The organism is Bradyrhizobium sp. Ken01 (genome assembly GCF_055807355.1).
The window spans coordinates 129922-151062 of record NZ_JBVVPC010000007.1; the positions used below are offsets into that span (position 1 = coordinate 129922).

Here is a 21141-nt window from a genome sequence, read left to right on the forward strand (position 1 = left end):
GCGGTGAAAGAAGGTGAGTTGCAATGACCTCCACCGACGAAACAAAACAGTTCGTTCCGCTCAACATCGCGGTACTCACCGTGTCCGACACGCGCGCGCTGGCTGACGACAAGTCCGGCCAGACGCTCGCCGACCGTCTCGCCGCTGCCGGCCATCATCTCGCCGCGCGCGAGATCGTCACCGACGACGTCGAGACGATCCGCGCCGCCATCCGCCGCTGGATTGCGGACGCAGGCGTCGACGTCGTCATCACCACCGGCGGCACCGGCTTCACGGGGCGCGACGTCACGCCGGAGGCGATCGAGCCCTTGTTCGAGAAGCGCATGGACGGCTTCTCGATCGCATTCCACATGCTGAGCCACGCCAAGATCGGCACGTCGACGATCCAGAGCCGCGCCACGGCCGGCGTCGCGGGCGCAACCTACATCTTCTGCCTCCCAGGTTCGCCCGGTGCCTGCCGCGACGGCTGGGACGGCATCCTCAAAGCCCAGCTCGACTACCGCACGCGTCCCTGCAATTTCGTCGAGATCATGCCGCGATTGGACGAGCACCTGCGCCGGCCAAAGGCGCAGGGCGCGACGGTGTAGTTGGACATTCCTTCTCCGCTCATGTCCGCCGAAGCTTTAGCGAAGGCGGATGTGGGGGAAGGTGGCATAGGCGGCCTTGGGCCGTCGTTCTCAGAGAACGCCGAAGCGAAGCTTCGGCTATGGCGCCGGATGAGGGGTATCTGTCCATTTGCACAGATGCTTGCGGAGACAACCCCTCACCCAAGTGAGCTTGGGTTTACCAGCATCGCTGCCCTCTCCCGCAAGGGGGGCGAGGGCACATTCATGCGCATCTCGCCCGCTGTTGCAGCATCACAGATCCCGCTCCCACGTTTCCCCAATCAGATCCTGCCCGAAGCTGTGGTGCTTCTCTTCCTTCACGAGCTTGAAGCCTGCACTTTGATAGATGCCACGCGCGGCGACCAGGATGCTTTGCGTCCACAGCGTCATCTTGCTGTAGCCCCTCTCGCGTGCGCCCTGGATGCATTGCTGGACCAGCGCGCGGCCGACACCGAGTCCCCGCGCTTTCTTTTCCACCTGCAACAGGCGCAGCTTGGCGATCTGGTCCGTAGCCTTGACCAGAAAGATCGAGCCGACCGGCTCGCCGCCCACTTCCGCAATCCAGCAGTGCTCGCGCGCGGCGTCATAGTTCTTGATGAACTGTGCGCAGATCTCGGCGACCAGGGCCTCGTAGCTGATATCCCAGTTGTAGTCGGCCGCATAGGCGGCGGCCTGCCGGGAGATGACCCAGCCCATGTCGCCGACGCGATGGCTGCGCAGCATGAAAGCCGCGGGCTGGCTTCGACGCTCCAGCACGGCCTCGATGGTCGCCATAGCCTGTGTGAGCCGCGTTGCATCGCTGGCCGAAAGCTGAGCCAGCATTGCGGCGACCTCATTTTGCGAGCCCAGGTTCAGCTTGGCAAAGGTCTGGCGCCCCTTGGCGGTGAGGCTGAGCTGGTATTGCCTGCGATCCGCGGGCAGGGGCTTGCGGGTGATCAGGCCCTTTTCATCGAAGCTTTGCACGATCCGGCTCAGATAGCCGGGGTCAAGGCCAAGCTCGTTGCCGATCTCCTTTGCGGCAAGGTCGTCCCGTTGCGCGAGCTCGTAGAGCACGCGGGCCTCGCTGAGCGAGAACGGGCTTTTTCCAAGGTGCTGGTCGAGCACGCCAAGTTTGCGGGTGTAGAAGCGGTTGAAGGCGCGGACCGCTGCGATGTGGTCGCTGGGAGGATTGAACGACATGGGCCACCTCGATATTTGCCATTGTCAAATAATTATTTGACTTTGGCAAGTATCTAGGTGCCTCAGCCGACCATGACGATCCGGCTGCGCAGCATGATGCGCGACGAGCGACCGAGCCGCCGCAGCAGCCGCGCCTCGGAGCGGCGGGCTTGGGGCGGGTAGCCGCCGATGCGGTCGTAGTGATCACGCGCGATCAAAAGTCCCTGATCGCCGAAGGGCCCAACGAGCTTGCGCATCAGGGCCCGGAGGATATCGCGGAAACCGGCATCGGCGTAGGGCGAGCGCGCATAGCGGAAGACGGCCGCACGATCCCGGCCGCTGGTCGAGACCGACTGGATGAACTGGGTGGTTTCCTCGATCCAGCCGGTTTCCAGCACGGCGCCGGCAGGGAGGAACATCAGCCAGGACGAACGGGCCTGGAGTGCGCCGGCGGCAAGCGCGGCGCCTTGCGTGGATCCTTCGAAGCCGATGAAACGGCAGCCCGCGACGTCGGCAACGCGCTCGATGACGCCGTTGCGGGTGCCGTCGACCAGGAGCACTTCCCGGATGATGCCTGCGGCGGCACCGGGTACCAGCGCGGCCAGAGTTGCGACCGCGGTCTGCTCGACGCCTTCGGTCGGAATGATGACGCTCAGCATGATTGAAGCTTCAGTGTCCACACTTCGGGAGAAGCGTAGCTCATTATGATGGCGTCATAAAACATGTGACGCTGCCGAGTGCAACTTTCCGGCCCCGCTTCGGTATACGATGGTAAACCGCTGAGCTGCCGCATCCAAATATGCCCCGTACAGGGCCGCGATATTGCCAATCTGTCGCCCCAAGCCTGTCCTGTCCGTATTAGTCCGGAGATGTGCCGCAACATTGCCCGGCGCACCGGCCGTTCGCAATCCTGCAAGAGGAGGATGCGATAGCCGACGAGCGCGAGAACAGGAAAAACGTGCAATGGTGCTGCTGAAGAGGCTTCGAATGAACGCCGATCAACTTGCTGTTAACTCGCCAGCCACATCTCCCAGGCCGGACGGCGCGCCGACCTTGCGGATACGCGCCGTGATGCTCGGTGAACGCATCAATCCCTCCGGACTCGAAATGGGCGCGACAGTCTCATCGACGCCGGCCGCCTTCCGCGTCCATGCCGGCCTTGCGGTCATCTTCCGCTACGGCGTCGTGGTGCTGATCGGTCTCCTCCCTTCGGAGGAGAAAGTGCTGATCGACAGCCTGAAGCCCCGCGTGATCGGCGAGTTCAGCCCCTACGAGGAAGAGATCGCACATGCGCAACTTTGCAAGGACGAAAGCGCCGAGGCTATCCAGCCGGGCGGCCCGATCTGCCTCGCCAAATTCTCCGACGACCGGCTGTTGCTGATCGCGGACGCGCTTGCAAAGAGCACCTCGCTCGCACGTGACGAGCGCCGCGTCGCCGCGGTCTTCGACGTGATCGAGCCATTTGCGCGCAAGCTCGCCGAGCAGGGCCGCACGCCGCCCCGGCGCAAAGGCATCTTGCAATTGATCGGCAATGCGCTTCTCGTCCAGCAGCGCGTCGCCGGCCGTGTTGCGGTGGCCGAGAAACCCGACGTGCTCTGGGAGAAACCCGAACTCGACCGGCTCTATGCCCGCCTTGAAGACGAGTACGAACTGAAGGAGCGCCTGGACACGCTCGAGCGCAAGCTCGCCGCCGTGTCCGCGACCGCAAACGCGCTTACCGACATCATCGATACCCAGCGCTCGCTCCGCCTCGAAATCGCGGTGGTGGTGCTGATCGTGATCGAGGTCGCGATCGGGTGTTTCCAGATTTGGTCGGGGACGCACTAGAATGCGCGGGCCGCCGGATCAATTTACCCTGCGATCGAGATGCTCGTGACTGCGCCCTCGCCCCTTGCGGGAGAGGGCAGCACCGCGATGAGACACAAACTCACAGGGGTGAGGGTATGTCTCCGCATACTCACATGCATATGTAAGCGACGAAAGAACCCTTCATCCGGCGCTTCGCGCCACCTTCTCCCGCAAGGGGAGAAGGGAAGCAACGCCGACCGTACGCCGTTGATCACGAGCAGACGGCCCGCAGCACCGCCGCACAATGCCGTGCGATCATCAGTTCCTCATTCGTTGGAATGACGAAGACATCGACCGTGCTATCGCCACTGTTGATGCGCTCGCGCGCCGCATCATTCGCAGCCGCATCGATGCGCACTCCGAGCCAGTCGAGACGCTCACCGATCGCACTGCGGATTTCCCTGGCATGCTCGCCGATGCCGCCGGTGAAGACCAGGCAGTCCAGCCCGGCAAGCGTTGTCGCCATCGCCGCCACTTCCTGCGCGGCGCGGAAGGTGAAGAGCTCGACCGCCTCCCGTGCCGCAGCTTCGCTGCTTGCAAGCAGCGTGCGCATGTCCGAAGCGATGCGGGAGACGCCGAGCAGTCCCGATTCGTGATAGAGCAGGTGCTGGACATCTTCGACCGACATCTTCTCGTGCTGTTGCAGATAGAGCAGCACGCCCGGGTCGATCCTGCCGCAGCGCGTGCCCATCACCAGCCCGTCGAGCGGCGTCAGCCCCATCGTGGTGTCGATGCTGCGGCCGTCGCGCAAGCCGCACAGGCTCGCGCCGTTGCCGAGATGCGCGATCACAGTGCGCTTCGGTACGAGCTGCGGCGCGATTCGGGCGAGCCGTCCCGCGACATATTCGAACGAGAGGCCATGAAATCCGTAGCGCCGGACGCCGCGCTCTTCATAACGTCGCGGGATGGCGAAGCGGCTGGCGGGCGGCGCAATGCCGTGGTGGAAAGCGGTGTCGAAGCAGGCAATGTGCGTCAGGTCGGGCCTGATGGCCCTGATGGCACGGACCGGCGCCAGGCACCGCGGCTGGTGCAGCGGCGCCAGCGGCGTCAACGCCTCCAGCTTTGCGGTGACATCGTCCGTCAGCTCGACCGGCGCGGAATAGTGCGGACCGCCATGGACGACACGATGGCCGACGGCGCGCAAGCGACGATCGCCGAAACGATCCTCGATGAAGCCGAGCACGTCGGCGAACAGGTGATCGCTGGCCGCATCCGACGCTTCCCTCCGATTCTCGAACAGGTCTTCGCCCTCGGGGCTCTTCACGACGAGCCGCGGCTTCGTCTCGTGCTCGTCGAGCAGGCCCTTGCAGAGCAGGGTGGGCCCGGCCGCCGAGATATCGAACAGGCCGAATTTGATGCTCGAGGATCCCGAGTTGAGAACGAGAACTGTGTTCGACATCGCTGCTGTCAGTCGCCCGCCTCTGCCGGCGTGTTGCCGCCGGCGCTGTTCTGCCAGACCCATTCCTGAATTTCCGGCATGTCCTCGCCGTATTCGCGCACATAGCGCGAATGCTCGATCAGCTTGTCGCGGAATTGCTGCTTCACGTGCGCCGCCCTGGTCGCGAGCCCCGGCACGCGCTCGATCGCCTCGATCGCGAGGTGATAGCGGTCGAGCTCGTTGAGCACGACCATGTCGAACGGCGTCGTCGTGGTGCCTTCCTCGGCAAAGCCGCGGACGTGCATGCCGGCGTGGTTGGTGCGGTTATAAGTCAGCCGGTGGATCAGATAGGGATAGCCGTGATAGGCGAAGATCACCGGCTTGTCGCGCGTGAACAGGCCGTCGAAGTCGCGGTCGGACAAACCGTGCGGGTGCTGCTCCCTGGGTTGCAGCGTCATGAGGTCGACGACGTTGACGACGCGGATCTTCAGCTCGGGCAGCGCCTTGCGCAGCAGGTCGACGGCAGCGAGCGTTTCCAGTGTCGGCACGTCGCCGGCGCAGGCCATCACGACATCGGGCTCGCCATTCGCGTCTTCCGTGCCGGCCCAGCTCCAGATGCCGATGCCGGCATCGCAATGCGTGGCTGCCTCCTGCATCGACAGCCATTGCGGCGCCGGCTGCTTGCCGGCGACGATGACGTTGACGCGGTCATAGGTGCGCAGGCAATGATCGGCGATCCACAGCAGCGTGTTGGCGTCCGGCGGGAAGTAGATGCGGACGATGTCGGCCTTCTTGTTGGCGACGAGATCGACGAAACCTGGATCCTGATGGCTGAAACCGTTGTGGTCCTGGCGCCAGACATGCGAGGTGAGCAGATAGTTGAGCGAGGCGATCGGTCGCCGCCACGGCAGATGCCGGGTCACCTTCAGCCATTTGGCGTGCTGGTTGAACATGGAATCCACGATGTGGATGAACGCCTCGTAGCAGGAGAAGAAGCCGTGGCGTCCGGTGAGCAGATAGCCCTCTAACCAGCCCTGGCAGAGATGCTCGCTCAGGACTTCCATCACGCGTCCGTCCTGGGCGAGATGCACGTCGTAAGGTTTTGTCGGCTCCATCCAGACCCGTTCGGTGGCCTCGAACACCGCATCGAGCCGGTTTGACGCGGTCTCGTCCGGGCCCATGATGCGGAAGTTGCGGGCCTCGGCGTTGAGGCGGATGACGTCGCGCAGGAATTTGCCGAGCTCGCGGGTTGCCTCCGCCACGACGCCGCCCGGCTCAGCGACCTCGACGGCGAAGCTGCGGAAGTCCGGCAGCTTCAGCTCCTTCTTCAGAAGGCCACCATTGGCGTGTGGATTGGCGCCCACGCGGCGATTGCCTCCGGGCGCGAGCGCCTGGAGCTCGGCAATGAGCGCGCCGTTCGCGTCGAACAACTTTTCTGGCTCGTAGCTGCGCATCCAGTCTTCGAGAATCTTCAAATGCGCTGGATTGTCGCGGCAGTTCGCGACGGGCACCTGATGCGCCCGCCAAAAACCCTCCACCTTCTTGCCGTCGACTTCCTTGGGGCCGGTCCAGCCCTTCGGGCTGCGCAGCACGATCATCGGCCAGCGCGGGCGTTCGACGCTCTTGCGGCCGTCGCGGGCGTGCTGCTGGATCGAGCGGATGCTGACGAGCGCGACGTCGAGCGCGTCTGCCATGGTCCGATGCATCAATTTGGGATCGTTGCCCTCGACGAATAGCGGCTCGTGACCGAGCCCGCGGAAGAGATCGCGGATCTCTTCGTCGCGCATCCGCCCGAGCACGGTCGGATTGGCAATCTTGTAGCCGTTGAGATGCAGGATCGGCAGCACCGCGCCGTCATGCGCGGGATTGAGGAACTTGTTGGAGTGCCAGGACGCGGCGAGCGGGCCGGTCTCGGCCTCGCCGTCGCCGACGACACAGGCGACGATCAGGTCGGGATTGTCGAAGGCCGCGCCATAGGCATGCACCAGCGCGTAGCCGAGCTCACCGCCTTCGTGGATCGAGCCCGGCGTTTCCGGCGCCGCGTGACTCGGGATGCCGCCGGGGAAGGAGAATTGCCTGAACAGCTTGCGCAACCCCTCGGTATCGCGCGCGATATCGGGATAGATCTCGCTGTAGCTGCCTTCGAGATAGGTGTTGGCGACCATGCCGGGGCCGCCGTGCCCGGGACCGCAGACATAGATCACGTTCAGGTCCAGCGCGCGGATGACGCGGTTGAGATGGGCATAAATGAAGTTCAAACCGGGCGTCGTGCCCCAATGGCCGAGCAAACGCGGCTTGATGTGCTCGGGCCGCAACGGCTCGCGCAGCAGCGGGTTGTCGAGAAGGTAGATCTGCCCGACGGAGAGATAGTTCGCGGCGCGCCAATAGCGATCGAGCAGATCGAGGTCGCTGCTCGCGGCGGCCAATTGTTGTTGATTCGTCATGTTCCTGCCGACCTTCACCCGGGATCGTCACCAACCGAGTTCCGGCGAGATCGATCCTTCGGCAGCATCAAACGGGATCGCCGTGACGCTACTGTTGCGTGAAGTCAAAAGCGGGCGCGCGAAGTTTGGGCAGCTCTACTGTGCATGGGGTTGTTTTCACGTTTTTGGTTTGTGTTCTTGATTTGTTCCGTTGGCGTGCTATCTTGGCTTCATGAGTCCAGCATCCTCTCATGCTCTCAAGCACCCGCCGGTCACGGCGCCCTCCGAGCCGGCGGGTGCGCCTTCTGACTTCCCTGAGCTGGCGGTCGCCATCGACCGCCAGCGCAGGCGAGGCCGGGGCGCGCAGTCCAACGCCAGCGGCCGGTTTGAGGCCGAGGCGCGCGTCACATTCGACGATGGCTGGCAGAGCCTTGAAGAACTGCCTCCGTTCAAGACCACGGTCGGGATCGACACCTCGCGCAAGGTGATCACCCGCAACGAATCTCCCGACATTGGCTTCGACCGCTCGATCAATCCCTACCGCGGCTGCGAGCACGGCTGCGTCTATTGCTTCGCGCGGCCGACGCATGCCTATCTCGGCTTGTCGCCGGGGCTCGACTTCGAGTCGAAGCTGTTCGTGAAGCCCGAGGCGCCGGCTCTGCTCGAGAAGGAGCTTGCGGCGCCGGGCTATGAGCCGCGGATGATCGCGATCGGCACCAACACCGATCCCTATCAGCCGATCGAGCGCGAGCGCAAAATCATGCGCGGCATTCTGGAGGTGCTGGAGCGCGCCGGCCATCCCGTCGGGATCGTCACCAAGTCGGCGCTGGTGACCCGCGACATCGACATTCTTGCACGCATGGCCAGGCGCAACCTCGCCAAGGTCGGGATCTCCGTGACCTCGCTCGATCCGAAACTGGCGCGCACCATGGAGCCGCGGGCATCGACGCCGCCGAAGCGGCTGGAGGCGCTGAAGCAGCTTTCCGAGGCCGGCATTCCGACCACCGTCATGGTCGCGCCCGTGATCCCCGCGCTGAATGATTCCGAGATCGAGCGCATCCTGGATGCCGCCGCCCATGCCGGCGTCAAGGAAGCCTCCTACGTGTTGCTGCGGTTGCCGCTCGAGGTGCGCGATCTCTTCCGTGAATGGCTGATGGCGAACTATCCGGACCGCTATCGCCACGTCTTCACGCTGATCCGCGACATGCGCGGCGGCCGCGACTACGACGCGAAATGGGGCGAGCGCATGAAGGGCACCGGGCCGATGGCCTGGACGATCGGCCGCCGCTTCGAGATCGCCTGCGACAGGCTCGGGCTGAACAAACGGCGCTCCAAGCTGACGACGGATCATTTTGCCAAGCCGAAGCGGAACGGCGATCAGCTCAGCCTGTTCTGAGCGACGAAGTGGGAGAGGCGTCGTATGAGTCAGGAACTGCCAGCTCCAATCCCGCGGCTTACCGTCATCACGCTGGGCGTGAATGATATCCGCGCCAGCATTGCCTTTTACGATGCGCTCGGTTTTTCGCGCCGGCTGAAGGTGACCGGCGAGGCCGTTGCGTTCTATGACACCGGCGGTTCGGTGCTCGCGTTGTTTCCCTGGGATCAGCTCGCGGCCGACGCCACATTGCCTGATCATCCGAGGCCATCGACGTTCCGCGGCATGACGCTCGCCTGGAACTGCCGCGCGCGTGAGGAGGTGGATGCGGTGCTGGCCTTCGCCGTCGGCAAGGGAGCCGCGCTGCTGAAGGCCGCACACGAGACCGACTACGGCGGCTATTCCGGTTATTTCGCCGATCCTGACGGCCATCCCTGGGAAGTCGTGGTCGCGCCCGGCATCGACGTCGGCGAGGACCGGCGGGTGCATCTGGCGGAATAGGGCGGCTGACTTGAATCTTGAATAGCGGGAATTGTCCGAGGTTCCCGGTTGCGCAGGCCATGCCGCTTGCGCACGATCCCGACCATGATTCGGGATCAATCCGCCAAGAAGCCGGCCAAAGGCGCGCCCACGAAGGCTGCACCTGAGAACACGAAGGCTGCGCCTAAGAACGAGAAGGCTGCGCCCAAAAAAATCGCCAAGGCGCTGGCCGGCACAAAGAGCGCCATTATCGTCGCCCCAAGCTTCCGTCGCGAGCGCGCGCTGATCAAGCGCGGCGTCTGGCCGGTGGCGGGCTGCGATGAGGCCGGCCGCGGGCCGCTGGCCGGTCCTGTGGTGGCGGCGGCGGTGATTCTCGATCCCAACCGCATCCCGCGCGGCATTGATGATTCCAAGCGCCTGACGGCCGAGGAGCGCGAAAGGCTGTTCGACAAGATCTGCGCCACCGCCCAGGTCTCGGTGGCCGTCGCCTCGCGCGCCCGCATCGACCGTGACAACATCCTGCGCGCCTCGCTGTGGGCGTTGAAGCGCGCCGTGGTGGCGCTGCCCGAGCAGCCCCGGCACGTCTTCGTCGACGGCCGCGACCGGCTCGACACGGAATGCGATTGCGAGGCCGTGATCGGCGGCGACGGGATCGTCCTGTCGATCGCAGCGGCTTCGATCATCGCCAAGGTGACGCGGGACCGCCTGATGTGCGCGCTGGCGCAGGACTGCCCCGGCTACGGTTTCGAGCAGCACAAGGGCTACGCCGTGCCCGAGCACCTCGACGCGCTCAACCGCCTCGGCCCCACCGTCCACCACCGCAGCTTCTTCGCCCCCGTCGCCGCCGCGCGCGCCAAGCACATGCCCTGGACGGTCGAGCAGGCGCAGGATCTGTTTGCGGTGACCGAGATCGAGGTACAGGTGGATACGAGCCTGGAAGTCGACGCGTCGGCAAATCTCTAGACGAGACTCGGTTGCCACGACGCGTGCCGCCCTCTATCAAACCAATCGTGAGCGAATAGGGCCGGCTTCACGGGTTGGCTGCATCTTTCGGACGTTGCATGCGGTTTACCTCCCTGGTCATCGAGCTCATTCGCGCGCGGCCGCGGCTGATCGTCTGGATCGCCGTGCTGCTCCAGGCGGCGATGTGGCTGTTCGTGGCGCTGGTGTTTTATCGCAGCCCGCCCGGCAGCCTCGCGACCCTGCTAGCCTTCGGCCGCGAATACCAGGTCGGTACTGATTTGGGCCCGCCCTTGCCGGTCTGGCTTGCCGACATCGCCTATCGCGCCGCCGGCGGCCACGTGTTCGGCGTCTACGTCCTGGCGGAGCTCTGCGGGGTCGCGACGTTGATCTCCCTCTATCATCTGTCCCGCGCGGTGGTCGGCGCCCAGCAGGCAGTGCTGGCCGTGCTGCTGACCATGACGCTGCTGGCCTTCTCCTCGCCCGCACTCGACTTCGGCCCGCTGGTGCTGGCGCGGCCGCTCTGGGCGCTGCTGCTGCTGCATTCCTGGCAGATCATCGGGCAGCGCCGCGGCAACGCCTGGTTTGCCTGGTCGATCGAGGCCGGCCTCTTGCTGCTGACGACGCCGGCTGCGATCTTCCTGCTGTTGCTGATTGTCGTCTTCGCACTCGCAACCGCGGACGGCCGCCGCACGCTGCGCGCATTCGACCCGCTGTTTGCACTGGTGGTCGTCGCCGTGCTGGCATTGCCCTATGCCGTCTGGCTGATGCCCGCGGAGGTGCTTGTCCTGCCGGCCTTGCCTGAGGTCGCCCAGCTCAATGCCCGCGCGCTGCACGCGGCGTGGCTGCTCGGGGGACTCCTGCTCGGTGCGGCGGCGATCCCGGCGCTGACGGTCCTCAACACCGGCCTGTTCGTTCCTAAGAGCGAGGAGGCGCCGATCATCTACCGCCCGCCGGTCGAGCCGCTCGCGCGCAATTTCGTCTATTTCTTCGCGCTGGCGCCGGCGCTCGGAGCGGTGCTGATCTCGGGCCTGTTGGGCCTCGATGCCGTCGTCGGCGGCGCCGGCGTCGTGCTGGTGTTGTCGGGACTTGCCGTGGTCGTGGGAGCCGGCGATCTCATCGCGATGCGTCGCGCGAGGATGCTGCGGATGGTCTGGGCGGCCGCCGTCATCGCGCCCGCAATCGGCGTCGTGCTCGCCGTCCTGCTCCTGCCGTGGACCGGTGCCAACGAGATCGCGACCTCGATGCCGGCGCGGGCGATTTCGGACTTCTTCGACGAGAGCTTTGCCCGCCGCACCAATCATCGTCTGCGCGCGGTCGCCGGCGAGACCCAGCTTGCGAGCCTGATCACGCTGCATTCCGGCCGGCCCCATCTCTTCATCGATGCCGAGCCCGCGCGCACGCCCTGGATCAATCAGGCCAAGTTCAGCGAGACCGGCGGCGTCGTGGTCTGGCGCGCCTCCGATACCGCCGGCACCCCGCCGCCGGACATCCTCGCGCGCTTTCCCGGCATCGTCCCGGAAGTCCCGCGCGCCTTCGAATGGCTGGTGACCGGACGCCAGCAACTCCTGCGTATCGGCTGGGCCATCGTGCGGCCGAAGGGGACGTAGCTTGTCATTCCGGGGCGCGCCGTCCGGCGCGAGCCCGGAATCCATCGGACGGCAGTTGGTGGATGGATGGATTCCGGGCTCTCGCTTCGCGAGCCCCGGAATGACACCGCGTGTGTCGCTATGGCGCGCCTTGCGCCAGCACCTTCGCGATCGCGCGCAGATCCTGCCAGGCCAGCCGCTTGTACGACGGCGAGCGCAGCAGATAGGCGGGGTGGAAGGTCGGCAGCGCGCGGATGGTGCGCCCGCCCGTCTCGTAGTCGAACCAGCGGCCGCGGGTACGCATGATGCCTTCGCGGGTCGACAGCAGCGTCTGCGTCGAGGGATTGCCGAGCGTCACCAGCACGTCCGGATTCACCAGCTCGATCTGGCGCTGGATGAAGGGCAGGCAGATTTGCGTCTCCTGCGGCGTCGGCGTGCGGTTGCCGGGCGGCCGCCAGGGAATCACGTTGGCGATGTAGGCGGTGGTGCGGTTGAGGCCTATGGCTCCCATCATCAAATCGAGCAGCTTGCCGCTGCGCCCGACGAAGGGCAGCCCCTCGATGTCCTCGTCGCGGCCCGGTGCCTCGCCGACGAACATGATGCGCGCCTGCGGATTACCGTCGGCGAAAACCAGCCGTGTCGCCGTGTGCTTCAGCGCGCAGCCGTCAAAGCTCTGCATCAACTCGCGCAGCGCCTCGAGCGTCGGCGCGGTGCGCGCGGCCTCGCGCGCCGAGGCGATCGCGACGTCGGGCGCCGGTGCCGCCTCGCCGCGCATCACCGCGGGCGCGGCGGCCGGCCGTGAAGCCTCGACGGGAGGTGGCGCGCGCGGGGCCGGAGGTGGAACATCCAATTCCGCCAGGCGGTCGATCGGCTCCTCCGCGAGCGTGCAATCGACTCCGGCCTCCAGATAGAAGGCGAGAAGCTCTCGGACCGTGGGTGCGGGTTCTGGGATCATCGGAAAGTCTGACTATTAGTCCAGTTTGGGGCGCCTTGCACCCCGGCGAAACGCATTTCCGAGGTTGTCCTACCCGGAAAAATCGGAAACAAGAGGGCGCAATCGACCAAGGACCGTCTCAAGGGCTGAGATCAGATGAGCACCGAAGAACTTCCCCCGCGCGAATCCATGGAATTCGACGTCGTCATCGTCGGCGCAGGCCCCTCGGGCCTGGCTGCAGCGATCCGGCTGAAGCAGATCAATGCCGATCTCAATGTCGTCGTGGTGGAGAAGGGCTCCGAGGTCGGTGCGCATATTCTCTCCGGCGCCGTGATCGACCCGGCCGGGCTCGACAAGCTGATGCCGGACTGGCGCGAGGATTCCGATTGTCCTCTGAAGACCCAGGTGAAGGACGACCGCTTCTACTGGATGACGAGCGGCGGCGCGATCAGGCTGCCTAACTTCATCATGCCGCCGCTGATGGACAATCATCACTGCTATATCGGCTCGCTTGGCAATGTCTGCCGCTGGCTGGCACGCAAAGCGGAAGCGCTAGGCGTCGAGATCTATCCGGGCTTTGCCGCGGCCGAGGTGCTCTATGACGAGCAGGGCGCGGTGAAGGGCATTGCCACGGGCGACATGGGCATCGGCCGGGACGGTAAGCCGAAGGACTCCTTTACCCGTGGCATGGAATTGTTCGGCAAGTACACGCTGTTCGCGGAAGGCGCGCGCGGCAGCCTGACCAAACAGCTCATCGCGAAGTTCGCGCTGGATACCAAGAGCGAGCCGGCGAAATTCGGCATCGGGCTCAAGGAAGTCTGGCAGATCGATCCCGCCAAGCACCAGAAGGGTATGATCCAGCATTCGTTCGGCTGGCCGCTCGATCTGAAGACCGGCGGTGGCTCGTTCCTCTATCACTACGACGACAACCTCGTTGCCGTCGGCTTCGTCGTGCATCTCAACTACGATGACCCGTATCTGTCACCGTTCGACGAGTTCCAGCGTTTCAAGACCCATCCGTCAATCCGCTCCACCTTCGAAGGTGCCAAGCGGCTCGCCTATGGCGCGCGCGCCATCACCGAGGGCGGCTATCAGTCGGTCCCGAAACTCAGCTTCCCCGGCGGCGCCCTGATCGGCTGCGCCGCCGGCTTCGTCAACGTTCCCCGGATCAAGGGCGTGCACAACGCGATGGGCACGGGCATGCTCGCCGCCGAGCACGTTGCGTCCGCCATTGCCGCCGATCGCGCCAATGACGAGATCGTCGACTACGAGAACGCCTGGCGCTCCTCCTCGGTCGGCAAGGATTTGTTCCTGGTCCGCAACGTCAAGCCGTTGTGGTCGAAGTTCGGCACGGTGCTCGGCGTTGCGCTCGGCGGCTTCGACATGTGGTGCAATACGCTGTTCGGCGGCTCGCTGTTTGGCACCCAATCGCACGCCAAGCCCGATCGTGCGACGCTCGATCCGGCCAAGACCCACGCACCGCGGACCTACCCGAAGCCGGACGGCAAGATTTCCTTCGATAAGCTCTCGTCGGTGTTCCTGTCCAATACCAATCATGAGGAGGACCAGCCGGTCCATCTCAAGGTCACGGACATGAACCTCCAGAAGACCTCCGAGCACGACGTGTTCGCCGGTCCCTCGAATCGCTATTGCCCGGCCGGCGTCTATGAGTGGATCGAGGAAGGTCCGGGCCCGCGCTTCCAGATCAACGCCCAGAACTGCGTTCACTGCAAAACCTGCGACGTGAAAGACCCCAACGGCAATATCACCTGGGTTCCCCCGGAGGGCGGCGGCGGTCCGAACTACGAGGCGATGTAGGCTGGGGTCATCAAGCCACGATCCATGTGACCAAGGCCCAATGTGACCAAAGTTGCGTGATCTTCGCCCTGTGACGCACGTTCGCGTGAGAACCCGGCCGCCTTCGCGGGTCGTGGCCACGATACGGCCATACTGGCGGCGTCTTGGAGCGCTCTTGACCGGCCACTTGGTCGATTTGGGCCGTGCGGAGGGGATCGCCCGGCCCGAATCCTTGCGGTGAAGCGCCAAAAGCGGCATTGTCGGCCTGACGGTTCCGGGTCCCCATGCCACCGGCCGCGTTCGCATGCGATACGGCCTTCTGCAAACCCAGGCACTACCAACTCAAGGCGAGCCCTGATGCTTTCAAATCGTTTCAACCGTTGGACTGTTGCCGCCATTGCCCTCATGGGCTCAGCGATGGCGACGGTCCCCGGCGCGGTCCTGGCGCAGACGCCGGATCATCCGTCCGATACGGCGGCGCAGTTTCCGACCCGAAACGATCTGAAGGCGCTGACCACCTCCGGCAGCTATCTCGCCGCCCGCCACGCCAGCGTCGAGCGCGATGCGGCCTCCGCCGCCGCGTTCTATCGCTCGGCCCTGCGCACCGATCCCAAGAACAACGAGCTGCTCGACCGCGCCTTCATCTCTTCGGTCGCCGACGGTGACATCGACGAAGCGGTCAAGCTCGCCGAGCGCATCCTGACCATCGACAAGACTAACCGCGTTGCACGCCTCGTCGTCGGCGTGCACGATCTCAAGTTCAAGAAGTATGCGGCCGCGCAGACCAACATCAACCAGTCGATCCGTGGTCCGATCACCGATCTCGTTGCCACGCTGCTGTCGGGCTGGGCCGCCTATGGTGCGGGGGATGCCAAGGGCGGCGTCGCCACCATCGACAAGCTGGCCGGTCCGGAATGGTATCCGCTGTTCAAGGATCTCCACGCCGGCATGATCCTCGAGCTCGCGGGCAAGGAGAAAGACGCCGGCACCCGGTTCGAGCGTGCCTACAAGCTCGACGATTCCATGCTGCGCGTCACCGAGGCCTATGCGCGCTGGCTGTCGCGCAACAAGGACTCGGCGGCCGCGACCACGGTCTACCAGGCTTTCGACAAGAAGCTCGCCCGCCATCCGCTAATCGTGGAAGGGTTGCGCGACACCAAGGCCGGCAAGAAGATGCCGCCGCTGGTCGATAGCGCGCAAGCCGGCGCCGCAGAAGCACTCTACGGCATCGGCGCCACACTGACCCGCCGCGGCGGCGAGGATCTGGCGTTGGTCTATCTGCAGCTCTCGCTCTACCTCCAGCCCACCCATCCCCTGGCGCTGCTCTCGCTCGCCGATCTCTATGAATCGGTGAAGCGGCCGCAGATGGCGATAAAGGTCTATGAGCGGGTGCCGGCGTCCTCGCCACTCAAGCGCAACGCCCAGATTCAGCTTGCCATCGATCTGGATTCCGCCGACCGCACCGACGAGGCGATCAAGATCCTCAAGGGCGTCACCACTGAGGATTCCAAGGATCTGGAAGCCATCATGGCGCTCGGCAACATCGAGCGCGGCCGCAAGAAGTTCGGCGAATGCGGCGCGACCTATTCGCAAGGCGTCGACGTGCTGCCGGCCGGCAACGACAAGGCCAACAGCGTCTGGTATTATTATCGCGGCATCTGCGAGGAGCGCTCCAAGCAGTGGGGCAAGGCCGAAGCCGACATGAAGAAGGCACTCGAGCTGCAGCCCGACCAGCCGCACGTCCTCAACTATCTCGGCTATTCCTGGATCGACCAGGGCATCAATCTCGACGAAGGCATGAAGATGATCAAGCGGGCGGTCGAGCAGCGCCCGGACGACGGCTACATCGTCGACTCCCTTGGCTGGGCCTATTACCGCATCGGCAATTACGAGGATGCGGTGAAGAACCTCGAGCGCGCCATTGATCTCAAGCCCGAGGATCCCACCATCAACGATCACCTTGGCGACGCCTATTGGCGGGTCGGCCGCACGCTGGAAGCCAAGTTCCAGTGGGCGCACGCCCGCGACCTCAAGCCCGAAGCGGATGAGCTTCCGAAGATCGAGGCCAAGATTGCAAACGGCATGACCGACGACAATTCGAACTCCTCGGCTGCGCAGGCGGAGAAGGAGAAGAAGAAGGACGACGGCAAGGGCGGCTGAGTGAGTTGAGGTTGGGGGCGTGTCGTCAATGCCGGCGTTGATTGAAGAAGGGCGCGCGAAGGTCAATCTGAGCCTTCGCGTGGTCGGCCGTCGTACCGACGGCTATCATGATCTCGAAAGCGTCGTCGCGTTTGCCGACTGCGCCGACCGGCTCACGCTGGAGCCCGGCGGCGAGCTGAAGCTCACCACGACGGGGCCGCTCGCGGCGGCCTGCGGCGATATGGCCGACAACCTCGTGTTCAAGGCGGCCAAACTCCTGGCCGAAGCCGTCCCGAACCTGAAGCTGGGCGCATTCGCGCTCGACAAGGTGCTCCCGGTCGCGGCCGGCATCGGCGGCGGTTCGGCCGACGCCGCGGCGGCGCTGCGATTGCTGGCGCGTCTCAACGATCTTTCGCTCGAAGACCCGCGGCTGCAGAACGTTGCGCTTGCGACCGGCGCCGACGTGCCGGTGTGCCTGTTCTCGCGCGCCTGCGACATGACAGGTGTCGGCGAGCAGCTGCTGCCCTTGATGCTGCCGAGCATGCCCTGCGTGATGGTCAATCCGCGCGTGCCGGTCGCGACCAAGGATGTGTTTCAGGCACTGGGTCTGCGCAACGGCGAACTCCTGGTCGGCGCCACCTCCGTCCTCGACGCCCCGGCCTGGCCGGGCGAGGGCGCCTCCATTGCCGATTGGATCGACACGCTTGAGGCCGTCGCCAACGATCTCGAAGCCCCCGCGATGCGCATCGAGCCTGTCATCGGCGACGTGCTGGAAGCCTTGCGTGGCTCCGCCGGCGTCAAGCTCGCCCGCATGTCCGGCTCGGGTGCGACGTGTTTTGCGATCTATGGTGCATTTGCCGAGGCGCATGCCGCCGCCGAGAAGATCCGCAGGGATCATTCCGGCTGGTGGGTGCACGCGGGGACGCTGAGCTAGGCCAGCCCGAGAAACTCCCGGATCTCACTCAACACCTCCTGCGGTTTGTCATGTTGCAGCCAGTGTCCAGCCCCGGCGATGGTCTCGACGCGCGCCTGCGGAAAGTAGCGCTCCAGGCCCGCGGCCCTCGCGCCAACCAGAAAGCTTTCGCCGGCATTCAAGAGCAGTGTCGGACAGGTGATGCGCGACCACAGCGCGATGTGATCGTCCGGCCAGAGCCGGTGCGGCGCAGAGGCGCGCTGGTAGGGATCGAACTTCCAGCTATAGGTGCCGTCCTCGTTCTGCCGCGCGCCGTGGGTGGCGAGATGCAGCGCAAGGTCGTGGGACAGCCGCTTGTTGTGAAGCACCATCTGCGCCGCCGCGTCTTCGAGCGTCGAATAGCGGCGCGGTGCGCGGTCGTGCAGCTTGTCGAGCTGACCGACCCATTTGCCGATCCGTTCATGCACCGGCGGTTTTGGTGTATCCGGCAACATCGTCACGCCGTCGAGCACGACCAGCTTCGAGACCTGCTCTGGGAATGCCCCTGTAAAGATCAGGCTGACCATGCCGCCCATGGAATGGCCAATGAGAGTCACTTGAGGCGCCGCGATGGCACGGATGAGCTGGGTCAGATCATACACATACTCCGTCAGCGCGTAGCTGCCGCCTTTGGTCCAGTCGGAATCGCCGTGACCGCGCAGGTCGGGTGCGAGCACGTGAAAATGCGGCTGTAGCGACCGGGCGATGACGTCCCAGCTCCGGCAATGATCGCGCCCGCCATGGACCAGGATGGCGACCGGCGCGCCGTCGTTGCCCCAGTCGGCATAGTGCAGTCGCAAGCCGTGAGACTCGTAAGTGCGGCTTTGCGGGGCGGGCATGGTGGAGCTATCCATTCACGGGCCGCCGCGCCAGTGCGAGCGACAGGCCGAGCCCTGCGATGAAGACGCCGGAGCCCTGGGTGAGACGTCGCATCAGATCAGGCCTTCCGATCAACTGCGTGCGTGTCGCGGAGGCCATCAGCACCACCACGATATCGGCCAGCGTGTTCAGCGTCACCGAGATCGCGCCCAACATGATGAACTGCAGCGTCGGGTTCGATCCCGCCGGGTCAAGGAACTGCGGAATGAAGGCGAGGAAAAATGCGGCGGTCTTCGGGTTCAGCGCCTCGACCAGCACGCCGTCGCGAAAGGCGCGCTTGTCGCCGACGGGCTCGCTGTCGAGTGACAGCGCCCGGCCAGCGTTGCGAAAAGTCCTGATGCCGAGCCAGACCAGATAGAGTGCGCCGACGAATTTCACGGCGGCAAACAGTTCGGCGCTGGCAAGAATGATCGCGGAGATGCCGAGGCTGCCCGCGACCACATGAACCAGCCCGCCGAGCGCAGTGCCCGCGGTCGATGCAAAACCGCTGGCGCGCCCTTCCGACAAGGTCCTTGCCGCGACGTAGAAAATGCCGGGGCCGGGAACGGCGGCGATGAGACAAGCGGCGGCCAGGAACAGCCAGAAATTCGTGTTGATCATCCTGCTTTGGTAGCGATGCTTGCCGCGATTGCAAGGCCGTCGTTTGTAAGGCCCGTCGTTTAGCCCATCCGGCGGAAGATCACGCTGGCATTCACCCCGCCGAAGCCGAACCCGTTCGAGATCGCGTGCTGCATCGGCATCGGGCGCGCCACACCGGCGACGATGTCGATGCCGTCTGCGGCGGGATCAGGATTTTCGAGATTGAGCGTCGGCGGCGCGATCTGATCGCGCAGGGCGAGCACGGTGAAGACCGCTTCCAGCCCACCCGCGGCGCCGAGCAGATGGCCGGTGGCCGATTTGGTCGCGCTCACCGCGATGCCGCGGTCGCGGCCGAACAGCGCGGCAATCGCGCCGAGTTCGCTCTCGTCGCCAGCCGGCGTCGACGTCGCATGCGCGTTCAGATGCTGCAAATCCGCGGGCGCAAGCTTGGCCTGCCGGAGCGCGATCTCCATTGCGCGCCGGGCGCCGTCGCCGTCAGGCGGACCCGATGTCATGTGATAGGCGTCGGCGGTCGTGCCGTATCCGACGATCTCCGCGATCGGCGTCGCGCCGCGCGCCAACGCATGCTCCAGCTCCTCGATCACCAGGATGCCGGCGCCTTCGCCCATGACAAAACCGTCGCGGTCGCGATCGAACGGGCGCGAGGCGCGCGCGTCGTTGAACCCGCTCGACAGTGCGCGGGCCGCGGCAAAGCCGCCGAGGCTGACGATGTCGATGCAGGCTTCCGCGCCGCCGCAGATCGCCACATCAGCCTCGCCCGCGCGGATCATGCGCGCGGCATCGCCGATCGCCTGAACGCCGGCGGCGCACGCCGTGACCGGTGTGCCCAGCGCTCCCTTGTAGCCGTATTTGATCGAGACGTGGCCGGCCGCGAGATTGGCGAGGAAGGAGGGGATCGTGAACGGCGACAGCCGGCGCGGGCCGCGTTGTTCGGTGATGCGCACCGCTTCCGCCATCGCCGGAAAGCCGCCGACGCCGGAGGCGATGATCGTTGCGGTTCGTTCCTGTGCTGCCGCGTCCTGCGGCGTCCAGCCGGCCTGTGCCACAGCTTCTGCGGTGGCGAGCAGCGCGCACAGGATGAAGCGGTCCATCTTGCGCTGGTCTTTCGGCGCGGCAGCCTGTGCGGGATCGAAGCCGCCGTCCGCGTCCTCGGCCTTGTCGGGCACGAGGCCGGCAATGCGTGCGGGCAGCGCCTGCGACCACTCCGGCAGCGGGCGCAGCCCGCTTTGGCCGGCCAGCAGCCGGCGCCAGGACAGTTCGACACCGCAGCCAAGCGGCGATACCGCGCCCATTCCCGTCACGACGATACGACGCATGTCAGTCTCCAGCCGGCGCGACGGCCGGGTTCATGGCTTTGAGCGAGGTCAGCCGTTTACGCATGAGACGGCTGGCGCGGGGACCGGCGATGATGACCGCATTGGTGAGCGTGATCGGCTGCATGTCGGCGGCATCGACCACGACCGGATCGAACGGACGACGATCGTGCCGGTTCGCGAGCAGGATCGCTTCGCCCTTCGGCGCGAGATGCTTGTTGCCCCAGGCGAGCAGGGTCGCGACCACGGGGAAGAAGTCCCGGGCCTTGTCCGTCAGCACATATTCGTAGCGCGGCGGCCGTTCATTGTAGCGGCGGCGGACGAACATGCCCGTCTTGGTGAGGTGAGCAAGGCGCCGCGATAGGATATTCGGCGCAATCCCGAGGTTCTGTTCGAATTCGTCGAACTTCGTTGCGCCCTGGAAGGCATCCCGCAGGATCAAGATGCTCCACCATTCCCCGACCGTCTCCACGGCGCGGCCGACCGGACATTCCTGGATGGAAGGAGATTTGGGCTGCATGGCGAGAAGCTAGGTAAGTTACTTGCAAAATGCAAGTCACTGGGCGAGCAATGGCCGATTCGGGTGGAGGGAGCCAAGGCAGCTGCGAAGCTGGAGCTGTCGCTGCGCTCGCAGTGACGGTGTTGATGCAGTGGTGGCGCCTACCTCAGCGATGTCGTCCCGGCGAAGGCTGAGACCCATACCCACGACTG

The 21141-nt window shown here is 65.2% G+C and carries 19 protein-coding genes; 10 read left to right on the forward strand and 9 right to left on the reverse strand.

The window, feature by feature from the left end:
- The first annotated feature begins 23 nt into the window (after positions 1 to 23).
- Positions 24 to 587 carry a molybdenum cofactor biosynthesis protein B gene (moaB, locus tag AC0L3S_RS10185; protein ID WP_473262859.1) on the forward strand — a complete coding sequence of 188 codons (564 nt, stop codon included), beginning with the start codon at positions 24 to 26 and terminating at the stop codon, positions 585 to 587.
- Positions 588 to 857: 270 nt separating this feature from the next.
- Here the strand turns inward: moaB and AC0L3S_RS10190 are convergent, their stop codons facing one another.
- Positions 858 to 1784 carry a bifunctional helix-turn-helix transcriptional regulator/GNAT family N-acetyltransferase gene (locus tag AC0L3S_RS10190; protein WP_473278947.1) on the reverse strand — a complete coding sequence of 309 codons (927 nt, stop codon included), beginning with the start codon at positions 1782 to 1784 and terminating at the stop codon, positions 858 to 860.
- Between the two features lie 62 nt (positions 1785 to 1846).
- Positions 1847 to 2422 carry a glycosyltransferase family protein gene (locus AC0L3S_RS10195; protein ID WP_007607113.1) on the reverse strand — a complete coding sequence of 192 codons (576 nt, stop codon included), beginning with the start codon at positions 2420 to 2422 and terminating at the stop codon, positions 1847 to 1849.
- Between the two features lie 328 nt (positions 2423 to 2750).
- Between AC0L3S_RS10195 and AC0L3S_RS10200 the strand changes: the two genes are divergently transcribed.
- Positions 2751 to 3590 carry an RMD1 family protein gene (locus tag AC0L3S_RS10200; protein ID WP_473262861.1) on the forward strand — a complete coding sequence of 280 codons (840 nt, stop codon included), beginning with the start codon at positions 2751 to 2753 and terminating at the stop codon, positions 3588 to 3590.
- Between the two features lie 232 nt (positions 3591 to 3822).
- Here the strand turns inward: AC0L3S_RS10200 and AC0L3S_RS10205 are convergent, their stop codons facing one another.
- Positions 3823 to 5010 carry an acetate/propionate family kinase gene (locus AC0L3S_RS10205; RefSeq protein WP_473278948.1) on the reverse strand — a complete coding sequence of 396 codons (1188 nt, stop codon included), beginning with the start codon at positions 5008 to 5010 and terminating at the stop codon, positions 3823 to 3825.
- A gap of 8 nt (positions 5011 to 5018) precedes the next feature.
- A complete protein-coding gene (locus AC0L3S_RS10210) occupies positions 5019 to 7433 on the reverse strand; it encodes a phosphoketolase family protein (protein ID WP_473262863.1) in 2415 nt (804 codons plus the stop codon).
- Here AC0L3S_RS10210 and AC0L3S_RS10215 point away from each other — a divergent pair.
- The 5 genes from AC0L3S_RS10215 to AC0L3S_RS10235 all read left to right on the forward strand — a co-directional run bounded on the left by AC0L3S_RS10215 (position 7432) and on the right by AC0L3S_RS10235 (position 11837).
- A complete protein-coding gene (locus tag AC0L3S_RS10215) occupies positions 7432 to 7614 on the forward strand; it encodes a hypothetical protein (RefSeq protein WP_473262864.1) in 183 nt (60 codons plus the stop codon). The two genes, AC0L3S_RS10210 and AC0L3S_RS10215, sit on opposite strands and share 2 nt — an antisense overlap.
- Positions 7615 to 7644: 30 nt before the next feature.
- Entirely contained in the window at positions 7645 to 8808 is a 1164-nt protein-coding gene (locus AC0L3S_RS10220) for a PA0069 family radical SAM protein (protein ID WP_473262865.1), read from the forward strand.
- Between the two features lie 24 nt (positions 8809 to 8832).
- On the forward strand, positions 8833 to 9288 hold the full coding sequence (locus tag AC0L3S_RS10225; RefSeq protein WP_473262867.1) for a VOC family protein: 456 nt from the start codon (positions 8833 to 8835) through the stop codon (positions 9286 to 9288).
- Between the two features lie 84 nt (positions 9289 to 9372).
- Positions 9373 to 10230, forward strand: coding sequence for a ribonuclease HII (locus AC0L3S_RS10230; RefSeq protein WP_473278949.1), 858 nt, complete (start codon positions 9373 to 9375; stop codon positions 10228 to 10230).
- A gap of 98 nt (positions 10231 to 10328) precedes the next feature.
- Positions 10329 to 11837: a glycosyltransferase family 39 protein gene (locus AC0L3S_RS10235; protein ID WP_473278950.1), complete on the forward strand. Its 1509-nt coding sequence runs from the start codon at positions 10329 to 10331 to the stop codon at positions 11835 to 11837.
- A 118-nt stretch (positions 11838 to 11955) separates the two neighbouring features.
- Here the strand turns inward: AC0L3S_RS10235 and AC0L3S_RS10240 are convergent, their stop codons facing one another.
- A complete protein-coding gene (locus AC0L3S_RS10240; RefSeq protein ID WP_473278951.1) occupies positions 11956 to 12771 on the reverse strand; it encodes a uracil-DNA glycosylase in 816 nt (271 codons plus the stop codon).
- Between the two features lie 135 nt (positions 12772 to 12906).
- On the opposite strand from AC0L3S_RS10240, the gene AC0L3S_RS10245 reads away from it, so the two are divergent.
- The 3 genes from AC0L3S_RS10245 (at position 12907) to AC0L3S_RS10255 (ending at position 17620) form a co-directional block, all read left to right on the forward strand.
- Positions 12907 to 14568 (forward strand): electron transfer flavoprotein-ubiquinone oxidoreductase, encoded by a 1662-nt coding sequence (locus tag AC0L3S_RS10245; RefSeq protein ID WP_473278952.1) that lies wholly within the window; start codon positions 12907 to 12909, stop codon positions 14566 to 14568.
- A 336-nt stretch (positions 14569 to 14904) separates the two neighbouring features.
- A complete protein-coding gene (locus AC0L3S_RS10250) occupies positions 14905 to 16707 on the forward strand; it encodes a tetratricopeptide repeat protein (RefSeq protein WP_473278953.1) in 1803 nt (600 codons plus the stop codon).
- A gap of 28 nt (positions 16708 to 16735) precedes the next feature.
- Complete coding sequence (locus AC0L3S_RS10255) at positions 16736 to 17620, forward strand: 4-(cytidine 5'-diphospho)-2-C-methyl-D-erythritol kinase (protein ID WP_473278954.1); 885 nt, start codon at positions 16736 to 16738, stop codon at positions 17618 to 17620.
- On the opposite strand, the gene AC0L3S_RS10260 is transcribed toward AC0L3S_RS10255, so the two are convergent.
- From AC0L3S_RS10260 to AC0L3S_RS10275, 4 genes are read right to left on the reverse strand one after another with little or no spacing between them, the layout of a single operon-like run.
- Entirely contained in the window at positions 17617 to 18477 is an 861-nt protein-coding gene (locus AC0L3S_RS10260) for an alpha/beta fold hydrolase (RefSeq protein ID WP_473278955.1), read from the reverse strand. The genes AC0L3S_RS10255 and AC0L3S_RS10260 overlap by 4 nt on opposite strands.
- Before the next feature lie 7 nt (positions 18478 to 18484).
- Entirely contained in the window at positions 18485 to 19117 is a 633-nt protein-coding gene (locus AC0L3S_RS10265; RefSeq protein WP_473278957.1) for a LysE family translocator, read from the reverse strand.
- Between the two features lie 59 nt (positions 19118 to 19176).
- Positions 19177 to 20433, reverse strand: coding sequence for a beta-ketoacyl-ACP synthase II (gene fabF, locus AC0L3S_RS10270; RefSeq protein WP_473278958.1), 1257 nt, complete (start codon positions 20431 to 20433; stop codon positions 19177 to 19179).
- Position 20434: 1 nt separating this feature from the next.
- Complete coding sequence (locus AC0L3S_RS10275; RefSeq protein WP_473278960.1) at positions 20435 to 20950, reverse strand: winged helix-turn-helix transcriptional regulator; 516 nt, start codon at positions 20948 to 20950, stop codon at positions 20435 to 20437.
- Positions 20951 to 21141 lie beyond the last annotated feature (191 nt).